The organism is Citrobacter sp. Cpo109, assembly GCF_030332565.1.
GTDB classification, from domain to species: domain Bacteria; phylum Pseudomonadota; class Gammaproteobacteria; order Enterobacterales; family Enterobacteriaceae; genus Citrobacter; species Citrobacter portucalensis.
In genome coordinates this window covers 32,717-46,169 of the sequence record NZ_JAOWHQ010000056.1, presented here as the reverse complement: position 1 = coordinate 46,169, position 13,453 = coordinate 32,717, and the positions used below count along the sequence as shown (strand labels likewise).

General features: G+C 50.5%; 13 protein-coding genes. 4 read left to right on the top strand and 9 right to left on the bottom strand.

Annotated features, from left to right (window positions below; translation table 11 throughout):
* Positions 1–110 precede the first annotated feature (110 nt).
* A complete protein-coding gene (locus tag OGY71_RS09855; protein WP_149384216.1) occupies positions 111–1,013 on the bottom strand; it encodes a manganese-dependent inorganic pyrophosphatase in 903 nt (300 codons plus the stop codon).
* Between the two features lie 231 nt (positions 1,014–1,244).
* On the opposite strand from OGY71_RS09855, the gene pcaQ reads away from it, so the two are divergent.
* The gene (gene pcaQ, locus OGY71_RS09850) at positions 1,245–2,168 is read left to right on the top strand and encodes a pca operon transcription factor PcaQ (protein ID WP_003020288.1); all 924 of its coding nucleotides are present in this window, start codon (positions 1,245–1,247) and stop codon (positions 2,166–2,168) included.
* Positions 2,169–2,208: 40 nt separating this feature from the next.
* On the opposite strand, the gene OGY71_RS09845 is transcribed toward pcaQ, so the two are convergent.
* The 7 genes from OGY71_RS09845 to OGY71_RS09815 form a co-directional block, all read right to left on the bottom strand.
* On the bottom strand, positions 2,209–3,897 hold the full coding sequence (locus tag OGY71_RS09845) for a methyl-accepting chemotaxis protein (RefSeq protein WP_286613212.1): 1,689 nt from the start codon (positions 3,895–3,897) through the stop codon (positions 2,209–2,211).
* Positions 3,898–4,066: 169 nt separating this feature from the next.
* Complete coding sequence (locus tag OGY71_RS09840) at positions 4,067–5,185, bottom strand: S-(hydroxymethyl)glutathione dehydrogenase/class III alcohol dehydrogenase (RefSeq protein WP_126957613.1); 1,119 nt, start codon at positions 5,183–5,185, stop codon at positions 4,067–4,069.
* A gap of 32 nt (positions 5,186–5,217) precedes the next feature.
* Positions 5,218–5,493 (bottom strand): metal/formaldehyde-sensitive transcriptional repressor, encoded by a 276-nt coding sequence (locus OGY71_RS09835; protein WP_003833178.1) that lies wholly within the window; start codon positions 5,491–5,493, stop codon positions 5,218–5,220.
* Positions 5,494–5,587: 94 nt separating this feature from the next.
* Complete coding sequence (locus OGY71_RS09830) at positions 5,588–6,376, bottom strand: hypothetical protein (protein WP_284962543.1); 789 nt, start codon at positions 6,374–6,376, stop codon at positions 5,588–5,590.
* A gap of 186 nt (positions 6,377–6,562) precedes the next feature.
* On the bottom strand, positions 6,563–7,609 hold the full coding sequence (gene ompA, locus OGY71_RS09825; protein ID WP_286613209.1) for a porin OmpA: 1,047 nt from the start codon (positions 7,607–7,609) through the stop codon (positions 6,563–6,565).
* A gap of 150 nt (positions 7,610–7,759) precedes the next feature.
* Positions 7,760–9,028: a Y-family DNA polymerase gene (locus OGY71_RS09820; protein WP_286613207.1), complete on the bottom strand. Its 1,269-nt coding sequence runs from the start codon at positions 9,026–9,028 to the stop codon at positions 7,760–7,762.
* Positions 9,029–9,030: 2 nt separating this feature from the next.
* Positions 9,031–9,450, bottom strand: coding sequence for a translesion error-prone DNA polymerase V autoproteolytic subunit (locus OGY71_RS09815; protein ID WP_063940791.1), 420 nt, complete (start codon positions 9,448–9,450; stop codon positions 9,031–9,033).
* A 260-nt stretch (positions 9,451–9,710) separates the two neighbouring features.
* On the opposite strand from OGY71_RS09815, the gene OGY71_RS09810 reads away from it, so the two are divergent.
* Entirely contained in the window at positions 9,711–10,637 is a 927-nt protein-coding gene (locus tag OGY71_RS09810; protein WP_063940792.1) for a DMT family transporter, read from the top strand.
* A gap of 38 nt (positions 10,638–10,675) precedes the next feature.
* On the opposite strand, the gene cybB is transcribed toward OGY71_RS09810, so the two are convergent.
* On the bottom strand, positions 10,676–11,206 hold the full coding sequence (gene cybB, locus OGY71_RS09805) for a cytochrome b561 (protein ID WP_063940793.1): 531 nt from the start codon (positions 11,204–11,206) through the stop codon (positions 10,676–10,678).
* Positions 11,207–11,395: 189 nt separating this feature from the next.
* On the opposite strand from cybB, the gene gap reads away from it, so the two are divergent.
* Together gap and OGY71_RS09795 are read left to right on the top strand one after the other, a co-directional pair.
* Positions 11,396–12,397 (top strand): type I glyceraldehyde-3-phosphate dehydrogenase, encoded by a 1,002-nt coding sequence (gap, locus tag OGY71_RS09800; protein WP_008784871.1) that lies wholly within the window; start codon positions 11,396–11,398, stop codon positions 12,395–12,397.
* A gap of 126 nt (positions 12,398–12,523) precedes the next feature.
* Positions 12,524–13,450 (top strand): alpha/beta hydrolase, encoded by a 927-nt coding sequence (locus tag OGY71_RS09795; RefSeq protein WP_126957621.1) that lies wholly within the window; start codon positions 12,524–12,526, stop codon positions 13,448–13,450.
* Positions 13,451–13,453: the final 3 nt, after the last annotated feature.

Here is a 13,453-nt window from a genome sequence, read left to right as displayed (position 1 = left end):
CTCCAGTGAATATTACCTGGAGTGTAGAAAACGCCGCTGACTCCGGTGGGAAGAATTTACAAAGTGTGACCCCGCGTAAACTTCCCACCCATACAAAAGATGAACAGTACCTACTGGCGTGGTTTCAAATGACTTTCCAGCCAGGGCAGCATCTGTTTTTTACGGCTAAGCATACCTTCTACCTTGCAAGGCTGCGGGATGTCTGAAAGTTCTGATCCAGCAAACCACAGGCTGGTGTCACCCAGATTGATGTCAGTGAGCATCAGCACGACTAACGCAGCATTCTTTTCTTCTGCATAGCTCGCCATTTCCTGACGGAGATCGTCCAGCACCGCATCCACCTGTTGCAGCGCATACAGTTCAAGCTGCGCTACACAGACTGAATGTCCATGGATGGTGAAGGTTTTAATGTCTTTCTGCAGAAGTTCGCGGGCGCTCATCCCTTCCACGCTTGTTTTGGCTGACAGCAGGTCGCGGCTGAAAGCGTCAAGATCCACTCCGGTTTTTTGGGCCAGCGCATCAACCGCCTGACGATCGTCAGAGGTGGTCGTTGGTGAACGTAGCGTGACAGTGTCACTTAATACGGCACCGAGCAGTATAACAGCCTCAGAGGAAGATAACTGGTTGCGTTCATCCTCCGTCATCAGTTGCCATAGCAGGGTTGCGCTACTGCCGACGGGCTTCACCCACACTTCCGGTGGCAGACGGGTGACTAACCCACCGAGTCGGTGATGATCGATAATTCCCACCACGTTACTTTCGGTCAACGATTCCGGCCCCTGGGTAGGCTCGGTGAAATCGACCAGCCAGACATCACGATCGGTCAGTTCAAACGTCAACCGTTCAGGCATCGTCAGCCCCGCATGCTCAAAGATAAACTGCGTTTCGCGGTTAGGCTCGCCCAAACGCCATGCCGTCGCCTGCTGGCCACGTAAACTAAGCCAACGCGCCGTCATTGCGGCGGTGCAGATGGCATCACTATCGGGATTAAGGTGCCCTATTACATGTATCATTCATCAGTGCCTTGTGAAGAGAAATCGTTCAAAAGTAAACAATCACCAAAGTATAACGACTGGGCACACTCCCTTCCATGATCCCACTCCCCAGCAATGCTGTACAAAACATAAGCAAAATAAATCAGTTGTAAGTAAAACATGATAAATGTTAATAATATTTTGCTATCAGGTTATCAAAAACAAACAACTTTACTTGTCACCGATACGGCTCTGTTTTTAACATCGCTTATGGAAAAAAATGTTCTGTTCAATCAGCGCATTCGCTTGCGCCACCTTCATACTTTTGTCGCCGTTGCACAGCAGGGAACGTTGGGGCGCGCGGCTGAGACCCTTAACCTGAGCCAACCGGCTCTCTCCAAAACGCTTAATGAACTGGAGCAACTGACCGGTACCCGGCTCTTTGAGCGTGGCCGCCTTGGCGCGCAGTTAACGCTGCCCGGAGAACAGTTTCTTACCCACGCGGTAAGAGTGCTGGATGCGCTCAACACCGCCGGACAAGCGTTAAATCAGCGCGAAGAATCGCAAACTGATGTCGTACGGATTGGGGCCTTACCCACCGCGGCACTGGGCATTCTGCCTGCGGTAATTGGTCCTTTCCACAAGCAGCAAATGGAGACCACGCTACAGGTCGCCACCATGAGCAATCCGATGATTCTGGCAGGTTTAAAATCCGGGGAAATCGACCTTGGCATTGGTCGCATGGCCGATCCAGAATTGATGGTCGGTCTGAATTATGAATTGTTGTTTCTGGAATCACTTAAGCTGGTCGTGCGCCCTAACCATCCGCTGTTGCAGGAAACCATCACGTTAAGTCGGGTAATGGAGTGGCCGGTGGTGGTTTCGCCAAAAGGAACCGCACCTCGCCAGCACGCAGAAGCATTGTTGCAAAGTCAGGGTTGTAAGATGCCGCCAGGCTGCATTGAAACACTGTCAGCATCGCTTTCCCGCCAGCTGACGGTTGATTACGACTATGTGTGGTTTGTCCCTTCAGGCGCGGTTAGAGAAGATTTACGCCAGGCGACGCTGGTGTCGTTGCCGATACCTACCCACGGGGCGGGCGAACCCATCGGTATTCTTACCCGTGTCGATGTGCAACTCTCTCAGGCCGCGCAGATCCTTATCGCCGCAATACGCAAAACCGTACCGTTTTGATACCAAAAATTAAGGGACCATCAGGTCCCTTAATTTATTGTTAAAACGTTTCCCAGTTATCGCCACTGGCCGTTGCCGTCTGCGGACGTGAAGGGTCAGGCGTAGTGGTCACGAAAGCGCGTTTAATCGCGCTTATTCCTGTTAAACGAAACGTGCCAACGGCTTCTGTTAAGCGTGCAGCCTGCTCTTCCAGAGACGCCGCCGCAGCCGATGCTTCTTCAACCAGCGAGGCATTTTGCTGCGTAACCTTATCCATTTCTGATATCGCCTGGCTCACCTGTACGATGCCCCGGCTCTGCTCATCAGAAGCCGCCGCAATTTCTAACATAATGTCGGTGACGCGTTTTACCGCATCGACAATATCCGTCATCGTATTGCCCGCCGCGACGACTTCTCCGGAGCCCTGGTCAATCAGTCGGACCGATTCGCTGATCAATCCTTCAATCTCTTTTGCCGCCTGAGCGCTGCGGCTTGCCAGCGTACGGACCTCACTGGCCACCACTGCAAATCCACGCCCCTGCTCTCCTGCCCGCGCTGCCTCTACCGCCGCGTTCAGCGCCAGGATATTGGTCTGGAAAGCAATGCTATTAATCACGGCTGTGATTTCGGAGATTTTCTTCGAGCTCGTTGAGATATTGCCCATGGTTTTCACCACGCCAGAAACCATCTGACCGCCCCGACTGGCCTTGCCGGACGCATCTTCCGCCAGCTTGCTTGCGTGATGCGCATTGTCGGCGTTTTGCTTCACCGTGGCCGTCAGCTCTTCCATGCTGGCTGCCGTTTGTTCAATCGCCGCAGCCTGTTGTTCAGTACGTGAAGACAGATCGGTATTACCCGCCGAAATCTCACTGGTACCGCGGTAGATTTCTTCCGCGCCCTGACGTACCGTGCCCACCGTTTTCCCCAACGATCGTTGCATTGCCTGTAGATGACGGCTCAGGCGACCAATTTCGCTACGCCCGGTCGGTTCATCTTGCATCGTCAGATCGCCCGCGGAAATTTGCTCAATACGCTTGGCCGCGCGTAACAGAGGATGAATGACCGTGCGGCGCAGAACAATGAACGTCATTACGGTCAGCGCCAGCGCAAGAACGAATGCACCCAGCATAAAAGCCATGCCGAGTTGTGTACGCTGATGCGCCTGTTCGCTTAACTGGTTCGCCCTTGCGGTACGAATGTCGATCGCTTTTAACAATACCTTATTGTAAGCAGAGTCCAGCGGTCGGGCCTGTTCATTTTCATGGTTGATGATCGCTTCAAACATGCCGTTTTTAGCGTATTTCAGCATGGGCTGTAAGCCGTCGGTATAGGCTTTGAAGCTGGAGCTCAGTTCAGCATCTAGCGCTTCATCAGCAGACGTTTTTACCGCACGCGACATATACGCGTTAAAACCGTCCTGCGACTGCTTGATCCGTTTTTCGGCCTCGGCAATATTGGCCTTCATGTCATCCATTTCGGCGATACGGCTCGCCGCGCCGGCGTGGATCATATTGATACGTGCGGTGCGTAAGTGGTTAGAGCTGTTAGATAACCCCATCCTGACCTGAATCTCATCGGTCACGTCGCGCTGATCGCGATCGGCCTGCATAAGAAAATAGCTTGCCAGCCCAGAACTTAGGGCGAACAGCAGGAGAATGCCACCGAGAATGGAGGAAAACAGCGGAACCAGCCGGATTTGATGCAGAAAGCCCAGTTTATGCTGGGCTTGCATCGATGTAGTGTTGTCCATGACCGTCGACTCTCTTGTAGGGTTTATGCGTGAAAACACGCCCGTTAGATAGTCATCGGCAATCCGGGAAGTTTACTTACCTTGAAAAGCGCCGGATTCGTCACACTTTCACAACATAATTCTAAAAAATTCAGGAAAGTGCCAGCGGTTAAATCCGCTGGCCAATGAATCAGTTATCGCCAAAGTGGATAACGGTACGGATGGACTTACCCTGATGCATTAAATCGAACGCTTCGTTAATCTGCTCCAGCGGTAAACGGTGGGTGATAAACGGATCCAACTGAATTTTCCCACTCATCGCATCTTCAACCATGCCAGGAAGCTGAGTGCGCCCTTTCACGCCGCCAAATGCGGAGCCGCGCCAGACACGCCCGGTAACCAGTTGGAATGGACGCGTTTTGATCTCTTGTCCTGCTCCCGCCACGCCAATGATGATGCTTTCGCCCCATCCTTTATGGCAACATTCCAGCGCTGCGCGCATCACGTTAACATTACCGATACATTCAAAGCTAAAATCCACACCGCCGTCAGTCAGTTCGACGATCACATCCTGAATCGGTTTGTCGTAATCCTTCGGGTTGATGAAGTCGGTCGCGCCCATCTCACCTGCCAGCTTAAATTTTTCCGGATTGGTATCAACGGCCAGAATACGCCCGGCTTTCGCCTGCACCGCGCCCTGAATGACCGCCAGACCAATACCGCCCAGACCAAATACGGCTACGGTGTCGCCTTCTTTCACTTTTGCGGTGTTATGGACGGCTCCGATACCGGTGGTCACGCCACAACCCAGCAGACACACTTTGTCCAGCGGGGCCTGCGGGTTAACCTTCGCCAGAGAGATCTCCGCGCAAACAGTGTATTCGCTGAAGGTGCTGGTGCCCATATAGTGATAAATCGGCTCACCGTTATACGAGAAGCGCGTTGTGCCATCCGGCATCAGACCTTTGCCCTGGGTCGCACGTACGGCCTGGCACAAGTTGGTTTTACCCGATTTACAGAACTTACACTCGCCGCACTCTGCGGTGTACAGCGGGATCACATGATCGCCCGGTTTCAGACTGGTAACGCCTTCGCCTACTTCAACCACAATGCCACCACCTTCATGGCCAAGTACCGCCGGGAATACGCCTTCCGGATCGTCGCCAGAGAGCGTAAAGGCGTCGGTGTGGCACACGCCGGTATGGGTAATTTTAACCAGCACTTCACCTTTCTTTGGCGGTGCGACGTCGATTTCGACAATTTTTAACGGTTGGCCGGGGCCGAATGCAACTGCTGCACGTGATTTCATTTGTCTCTTCCCATTATTGCGAGGTGATGGTGTTATTTTAGATAAGCACGCAGAAGATGGCCGATTTCAGCCATGCGCACGGCACGCTGATCTGGCGTAGTTTCCCCGCTGACCAGCTCGTCTTTCAGATGGATCTCAACCATTTCGCCCATCAGGCCATTGGATGCACCGCGCACGGCGGCAATTTGCTGCAGGATAGCCAGACACGGTTCGCCGGACTCCAGTGCGCGCTCAAGCGCATCAACCTGACCGCGAATACGGCGTACACGGGTGAGAATGCGTTTCTTGTCTTCAGGTGAATGCGGCATACGCCCTCCAGATACTATAGGGGGGTATACTATCAGATTTGTTATTTGGCTGTAAAATATATGATTACTGATTATGTTAACGCATTGATTTTTATTATATTAGTTTGAACAACACCCTGATTGGTTTTAACTGTGTCAGATGCACCCAAAGATTATGTAGATTAATAAGGCCTGCCTGAGCCAGTATCGCCAGGGTGATCATTAATGTGGACGCGGTAATCACAAGCATCAAACGACTAATATTTTTCTGGATCCTGATCTGCTGCTTTTCCCGTTTATCTTCAGATTCCCATGAAACAATTGTTGAAATAGCCTTGCCTTGTATATAATATTTTTCATCACTAAATCTGACATCCTCTGTAATTACAAGTGACTGGAGCAGCAGAAAGACCTTCCTCCTGAAATCTTCATTCTTGATATGTTTATACCAAAGCGTCCCGTACAATAGATCAACAACCTCATCACATGTTACTCCAGTGTGAGTTTTCTCTGGCGATTGATGTACATATTCGTTCACCAGCATCTGTAGCAACATTATACGATCAAGTCCACTCAACGCCTTGTTACTGGCGAATGAAGAAAAGAGATTGCTTTTTGCTCTCGTCAGAGCATTTTTTACATAAGCAATACGTGTAAAATAATTTATTGCAAAAAGAAAAATCGAATCAAACCTTAACGGACCTTGCTTTCTCCAATGAATAATCTCAACATTAATTTTTTCAATATCATTGAGTGGAAGGTTTATTTTCTCCATATAGGCGTGCTGCTCAGCATGCCATTTTTCAAGCACAACATTTTTGCCTCTTAGACTCACAAGCTGATATTTTTCTTGTTTTACATCCGAAAAATAAACACCATAGTAATTATATACTTGATCATCCACATGTTTTTTCAGAGTAAACCGTGGCAGAAAATAACGCCATAATTTACCTTTAGCTCTCGAAACTAACGATTCTATGAACATGATTACGCTCTAACATCTTTAAATTGTCACAGTTAATGATAGTTCACTGTGCGAATAAAAAAGCCCTCCCCATTCGATAATGAGGAGGGCTTTTTGTACACTGGTTTAGTGCTTATCAGTGATCTCAACAACGACATGGCGATCTGGAGCAAGACAATTAATCAGCTGCTGTCCGGTCTGCCCATCACAACTGGATCCCGTGACAGAATCACTCGAACCATATCCTTGTGCAGTAATGTTTGCAGCCGGCATACCTAAAGCGACTAATTCATCGGCGACAGCCTGCGCGCGTTGGGCCGACAGTTGCTGGTTATAATCTGCGGCTCCGGTGCGATCGCTATAGCCAATAACAACGGTCGCTTTATCTTTTGCCGGTTGCAGACCGGGGTTTCGGTATAGCTGCGCAATCGCCGCTTTCCCTTCTGGGGTTAGTGCTGCTGAATCATAACCAAACATCACATCAGATTTTAAGTTAAAACGCTGAGGTTCAGGCGCAGGAGTGGCGGCAACTGCCGGAGCAGGCGTAACCTCCGCGTCGTCATGCTGGCCAAAGCGATATGACAACCCAGCGGTAACGGAACTAACATCACTCGATACGCCAATCTGGTTTTCATTACCCACGTTGCTCACCCATTGGTATTCCACGCGACCAGCCCAGTTCTTGTTAAAGGCATATTCCGTACCGACAGCCACAACCGGACGCACACCGGTATCAAAGCGGTTATTGCCTTTAATATCTGACTCCGCGCGATATCCCATTGCCCCTGCACGGCCGTAGAGATCCCAATTATCTGTCAGACCATAACTTGCCTTCAAAGATAATTGCAGGCCCTGACTTTTCATTTGAGAACCAGATGCGCCATTTTTACCGTTGAATTGCATATTGCCTAAATAGTCATAACCGCCTTCAACTGCCAGCCATGGAGTAATCTGATAGCCTGTAAATACACCACCACCGACGTTATCGTTATCAAAACCAACATCACCATATTTATTACCATTAGCCCCCGTTTGCTGGCTTGCGCTGGTATCAAAGTAATGCGACCAACCAAATTTCCCACCTGCATACCAGGTTCCCGCATCCGCTGCGGCAAATGCCGTAGTCGCGGTCAGCGCATTTGCAATAATGAGTGTAATAAGCGTCTTTTTCATAAATTTCCTATTATAGACTTGCCGTTTGTCAGTTAGTTATCTGTTAGTCGGCGCTACAATAAAATTTTTAATGGCGGCTGATAATCGTTTTTTTATTTATTTCTGGACAGTTTTAGAATCGCTCTGGACGCTTATTTACGATAACAATGGCTATCCCACCCGCAGTAAATCGCTATATCTCGTTGTATAACGCGGTGAAAGCATATCTCGCTTCATTGCCCACGGTTGTTGTATACCTTGTCCGGCAAAATAGAGTGTTCCTTTACCCTTTTCAGCATTGAGTGTATCCAGAACGGCCATCAGCTTATCGCTGTTATGCCGTGGGGCGTTGTCATCAAACAGATTCAACTGCGCAACGCCAGAACTAAAAAAATCGCCCAGCATGACCCCTGCTTTTTGATAACGCAGCCCCTCCCGCCATATTGCGTCCAGGCTACGTGTGGCCGCCCTTATAATTTCCCGACTATCCTGGGTTGGTGTCAGCAGTTTTATCGATGCGCTGTTACCGTAATACGGTTCATTCAGGGAAAATGGGCTGGTTTTGATAAACGTAGAGATAAACCGGCAGAACTGGTGCTCTCTGCGTAGCTTTTCCGCAGCACGTGCAGCATAGGTACAAATAGCCTCTCTCATCGCATTGTAATCCGTAAGTTTTTCACCAAACGATCTTGAACAAATGATCTCCAGCTTAACTGGCGCAAACTCCTCCAGCGCCAGGCAAGGTTCACCGCGCAACTCCCGCACAGTGCGCTCAAGCACCACATTGAAATGTTTGCGGATAAAGCGAATATCGGTATCCGCCAGGTCGCAGACCGTTTTAATGCCCATAGCATCCAATTTTTTACTGATACGGCGTCCGATACCCCAGACTTCATCAACCGGAAGCGCAGCCATCAGCTTACGCTGGCGCTCAATATTCGAGAGATCCACCACCCCGCCAGTCTGTTCCTGCCACTTTTTGGCCGCATGGTTCGCCAGCTTGGCCAGGGTTTTGGTCTGGGCGATACCGACCCCAACCTTAAGATGTGTTTTCTGTAAAATGGTTTCTCTGATTTCCCGACCAAAATCCGTAAGATCCCTGCAGTTTCGCACGCCGGTTAAATCACAAAAGGCTTCATCGATACTGTATATTTCCACGCGTGGAGACAGCTCCTCCAGAATCGACATCACCCTGCTGCTCATATCCGCATACAGCTCGTAGTTCGAACTAAAGCAGAACACGCCGCTGCGCCTGAACAGATCTTTCTGTTTGAAGTATGGCGCGCCCATATTGACGCCAAGCGCCTTCGCTTCCGCGCTGCTGGCAATGACACAGCCATCGTTATTTGAAAGAACAACAACGGGTTTACCTTTCAGGTCCGGTCGGAATGCCGATTCACAACTGGCATAAAACGAATTAACATCCACTAGCGCAAACATAATCAGCCCGCGGCTTTGATGATAAATGTCACCACGCCAAATATATCCAGCGTGTCCTCGCTGCCGATCATGATCGGCGCGTAGGCGCTGTTCTCTGGCTTCAGCATCACCACCGGATGCAATTGCAGGCGCTTAACGGTGAATTCGCCTTCAATAGCAGCAATCACAATATCTCCGTGGGCCGCTTTTCTGGCACTGTCGACTACCAGCAAGTCGCCAGCACCAATCCCTGCCCCCATCATGGAGTCGCCAGACGATTTAACAAAATAGGTGGCGCTGGGATGCTGCACCAACAGATCGTTGAGATCGATACGTTTCTCAACGTAATCCTGCGCCGGAGAAGGAAAACCACAGGGCACGAGATCGCTAAATAGCGGGAAGTGTTTGATTTCGGGGTGTTCAACTGGCTGGAAAAACAACATAATAATCTGCCTCTCATATAACTGTATTTATATACAGTAGTTTTAATGAAGACAGTGATCAAGTGACGGGAGTGATGAACTGAGCGTTGTTTAATCATCTTGCCGGTAAGCGTTTATGCTATCTGGAAAAATAATTTTCGGTTTTATTCCACAGAAGAAAGTACAAATTTTCGCGACATGTACTCAGCCGGAATGATAACGACTACGGCGCCCTGAAAGCGCGTATAGTGGCGTACTAAAATCATTAAAACGGACACATTATGACCACCGCAGGGAAAAGTCATCCGCTGGCCATTGGCGGCCTCATCACCTTAACGCTCATCTGGAGCTACAGCTGGATCGCGATGAAACAGGTCACGCACTACATCGGCGCGTTCGACTTCACCGCACTACGCTGTTCTTTTGGCGCATTATTGTTATTCATCGTTCTGTTACTGCGTGGCCGAGGAATGCGCCCGACACCTTTCGGCTATACGTTAGCGATCGCCTTACTACAAACATGCGGCATGGTTGGATTATCACAATGGGCGCTAGTCAGCGGCGGCGCAGGTAAAGTAGCCATACTGAGTTATACCATGCCATTCTGGGTGGTGATTATGGCCGCCATTTTCCTCGGTGAACGCATGCGGCGTTTACAGTATTTCGCCATTGCCGTGGCAGCTGCGGGATTATTGCTGGTTTTACAGCCATGGCAACTGAACTTTGCCTCAATGCAAAGCGCGCTACTGGCGATCCTTTCTGGGATCAGTTGGGGGGCCAGCGCGATTGTCGCCAAGCGAATGTATACCCGCCATCCGAATATCGATCTGTTAGGGTTGACCGCATGGCAGATGCTGTATGCCGCGCTGGTGATGAGCCTGGTGGCCTGGCTGGTTCCACAGCGAGCTCCAGACTGGCAACCTGTCGTTTTCTGGGCATTAGCTTATAGCGCCGTGCTGGCGACGGCGCTGGCATGGAGTTTATGGCTGTTTGTGTTGCGTAACTTACCAGCCAGTATTGCCAGCTTAAGTACGCTGGCGGTACCTGTCTGTGGCGTTCTGTTTTCCTGGTGGTTGCTGGGTGAAGAGCCTGGTGTTGTTGAAGGCTGCGGTATTGTGCTGATTGTTGTTGCGCTAGCTATCGTCAGCCTGAAAAAACGCGTCTCCCAGGTTCAAAGCGTACGAAAAGCACCACCCTGCGAAAATTAATCGGCTAAAAAAATGCCCCGCATTTGCGGGGCGTTACCTCAGGAGCGTTTGCGCGGCATCATGCGCAGCAGCGTATTATCCTTCCAGAAATAGTGATGCATCAGGGCCGCAACGGCATGCAGGGCAATAACAAAATAGCCCAGGTTTGCCAGCGTCACGTGCCAGGACTTCAGCGTATCCACTAAATCAAAGTTGGCCTCTGCCGCATGCGGCATAACGATGCCGAATGCAATCCACGGGTTACCCCGGTTGTACATCATCACCAGCCCAATAATCGGCAGGACAATAAACAACAGATAGATAACCAGATGCCCCAGATGCGCCATGCCGGTCATCATTGGCTTCGGTTTCGGCACAATCGGCGGAGCCGGGTATTTCAGCCTGACCAGCAAACGCGCCACCATCAGCGTTAAAATAGTGATACCGCAGGAGACGTGCACCATGTTGAACAAGGGGCGATAGCTGCGCGGGAAAAATCCGCGAAACTCCATGGCGCTATAGGCCACAATAACTAACAAAAAGACCAGCCAGTGAATACCGATTTGCAGGCCAGAATACTTATTCCCCATAACACTTCCTGAATAAAAACAATAATGCGTCAACATAACGGGCTTTTGTTAAAAATTCATTAACTTTTGTTCACCCATTTTCAGTCGCTTACGCTTAACCGCAAGAACCGCTATTGCCGAGGATGCCTGTCTGGACTAAGCCTGGTAGGGAAAATATGTCGTACCGCCTCATCCTGACAGGAGAAAACCATGAGTAAAATTGGCATTAACGGTTTTGGTCGTATCGGTCGTCTGGTATTGCGTCGACTACTGGAAGTCAAAAGCAACGTGGAGGTTGTGGCCATTAATGACCTCACCTCACCTAAAATTCTCGCCTATCTGTTAAAGCACGATTCAAACTACGGCCCGTTTCCCTGGAGCATCGACTTTACCGAAGACGCGCTGATTGTCGACGGTAAAAAAATCGCGGTTTACGCAGAAAAAGAGGCCAAAAATATCCCATGGAAAACCACTGGCGCTGAGATAATCATCGAATGCACCGGTTTTTATACCTCGACAGAAAAAGCCAACGCGCACCTGGATGCAGGGGCCAAAAAAGTACTAATATCCGCCCCGGCTGGCGATATGAAAACCATCGTCTTTAACGTCAACGACGACACAATGGATGCGAACGATCGGATTATCTCGGTCGCGTCGTGCACCACCAACTGCCTGGCACCGATGGCGAAAGCGCTGCACGACAGCTTCGGTATTCAGCTTGGCACTATGACCACCATCCACGCCTACACAGGAACGCAGTCGCTGGTTGATGGTCCACGCGGGAAAGATCTGCGCGCCTCGCGGGCAGCAGCAGAGAACATCATTCCCCATACCACAGGTGCCGCCAAGGCCATTGGTCTGGTTATTCCGGCGTTGAGCGGAAAATTAAAAGGCCATGCCCAGCGTGTTCCGGTGAAAACCGGATCCGTTACGGAACTGGTTTCGATATTGGGGAAAAAAGTCACTGCTGAAGAGGTCAACAACGCGCTGAAAAAAGCCACGCAAAATAATGAGTCGTTTGGTTATACCGACGAGGAAATCGTCTCGTCAGATGTCATTGGCTCGCATTTCGGTTCGGTATTTGATGCAACACAAACCGAGATTACCGAAGTGGGCGATCTGCAACTGGTAAAAACCGTCGCCTGGTACGATAACGAATACGGTTTTGTCACCCAGCTTATTCGTACGCTGGATAAATTTATCAAGCTCTAATATTCTGGCGGAGGTCCGCCTCCGCCCTCTTTCATTTCCCGCGAATTCAATACGTTGTGAGTCTCTCCCCGTTTTCGATTCACTGACTGTGCTATAGCTAACCTTTGCCACTGAGGGAGCATAGTAATGGAAGCACTGAGTCGTGAAACGTTAGAAAACATGATGGAGCAAGCCGTTGCCCACGCAACCACCGTCTCATTCTGGCCGCAGAGTGAAGCCCCCGGAGCAAAAAACAGCGATGCGGTGTTTACGCCTGAACCCCGACATACAGGAACATCTCAGTATGATCGTGCTGTCACCGGTATTCGCGCCCCGGAAATTACCGTTTATGCCCCCGAAAAACCTAACGGCGTAGGGATCCTTGTTACACCGGGAGGTTCTTACCGTCGCGTGGTGATGGATAAAGAAGGCAGCGTACTGGCACCATTCTTTAACGCTCGCGGTTATACCCTGTTTGTGATGACCTACCGCATGCCGGGTGATGGCCATGAGGAAGGTGCAAACGCGCCGCTGGCCGATGCCCAGCGCGCCATGCGCTACATTCGCGCCAACGCCCATGAATGGAAAATTAACCCTGATCGTATCGGTGTGTTGGGCTTCTCTTCCGGTGGTCACGTAGCCGCCAGCCTGGGAACCCGGTTTGCCGAACCGGTTTATACACCGATTGATAGCATAGACGAGCAACCTGCGCGTCCTGCGTTCATGGCACTGGTGTACCCGGTTGTCACCCTGCGCGAAGATATCGGTCACCCGGGATCCCGTCTTGAGCTGGTTGGCGCTACGCCAGAAAAGGAAGATCTGCGCCACTATTCTCTGGAAGAACGCGTGGATAGCACAACGCCGCCGACGTTCCTGCTACACGCCATTGACGATCCGGCGGTGAAAGTGGAAAACAGCCTGGTTTTCTTTAATGCGCTACGTGAGCAGGGCGTTCCGGTCGAAATGCATCTGTTTGAACGCGGTAAGCACGGATTTGGTATTCGCGATGCGCAAGGGTTACCGCTGGCCATCTGGCCGGAAATGATGATGAACTGGATCGCCACCAAAGTGTGAGAA

Excerpts from the sequence above, each read along its gene's own strand:
- OGY71_RS09855 (WP_149384216.1), bottom strand. The coding sequence starts at position 1,013 with ATGATACATGTAATAGGGCACCTTAATCCCGATAGTGATGCCATCTGC.
- pcaQ (WP_003020288.1), top strand. The coding sequence starts at position 1,245 with ATGGAAAAAAATGTTCTGTTCAATCAGCGCATTCGCTTGCGCCACCTT.
- OGY71_RS09845 (WP_286613212.1), bottom strand. The coding sequence starts at position 3,897 with ATGGACAACACTACATCGATGCAAGCCCAGCATAAACTGGGCTTTCTG.
- OGY71_RS09840 (WP_126957613.1), bottom strand. The coding sequence starts at position 5,185 with ATGAAATCACGTGCAGCAGTTGCATTCGGCCCCGGCCAACCGTTAAAA.
- OGY71_RS09835 (WP_003833178.1), bottom strand. The coding sequence starts at position 5,493 with ATGCCGCATTCACCTGAAGACAAGAAACGCATTCTCACCCGTGTACGC.
- ompA (WP_286613209.1), bottom strand. The coding sequence starts at position 7,609 with ATGAAAAAGACGCTTATTACACTCATTATTGCAAATGCGCTGACCGCG.
- OGY71_RS09820 (WP_286613207.1), bottom strand. The coding sequence starts at position 9,028 with ATGTTTGCGCTAGTGGATGTTAATTCGTTTTATGCCAGTTGTGAATCG.
- OGY71_RS09815 (WP_063940791.1), bottom strand. The coding sequence starts at position 9,450 with ATGTTGTTTTTCCAGCCAGTTGAACACCCCGAAATCAAACACTTCCCG.
- OGY71_RS09810 (WP_063940792.1), top strand. The coding sequence starts at position 9,711 with ATGACCACCGCAGGGAAAAGTCATCCGCTGGCCATTGGCGGCCTCATC.
- cybB (WP_063940793.1), bottom strand. The coding sequence starts at position 11,206 with ATGGGGAATAAGTATTCTGGCCTGCAAATCGGTATTCACTGGCTGGTC.
- gap (WP_008784871.1), top strand. The coding sequence starts at position 11,396 with ATGAGTAAAATTGGCATTAACGGTTTTGGTCGTATCGGTCGTCTGGTA.
- OGY71_RS09795 (WP_126957621.1), top strand. The coding sequence starts at position 12,524 with ATGGAAGCACTGAGTCGTGAAACGTTAGAAAACATGATGGAGCAAGCC.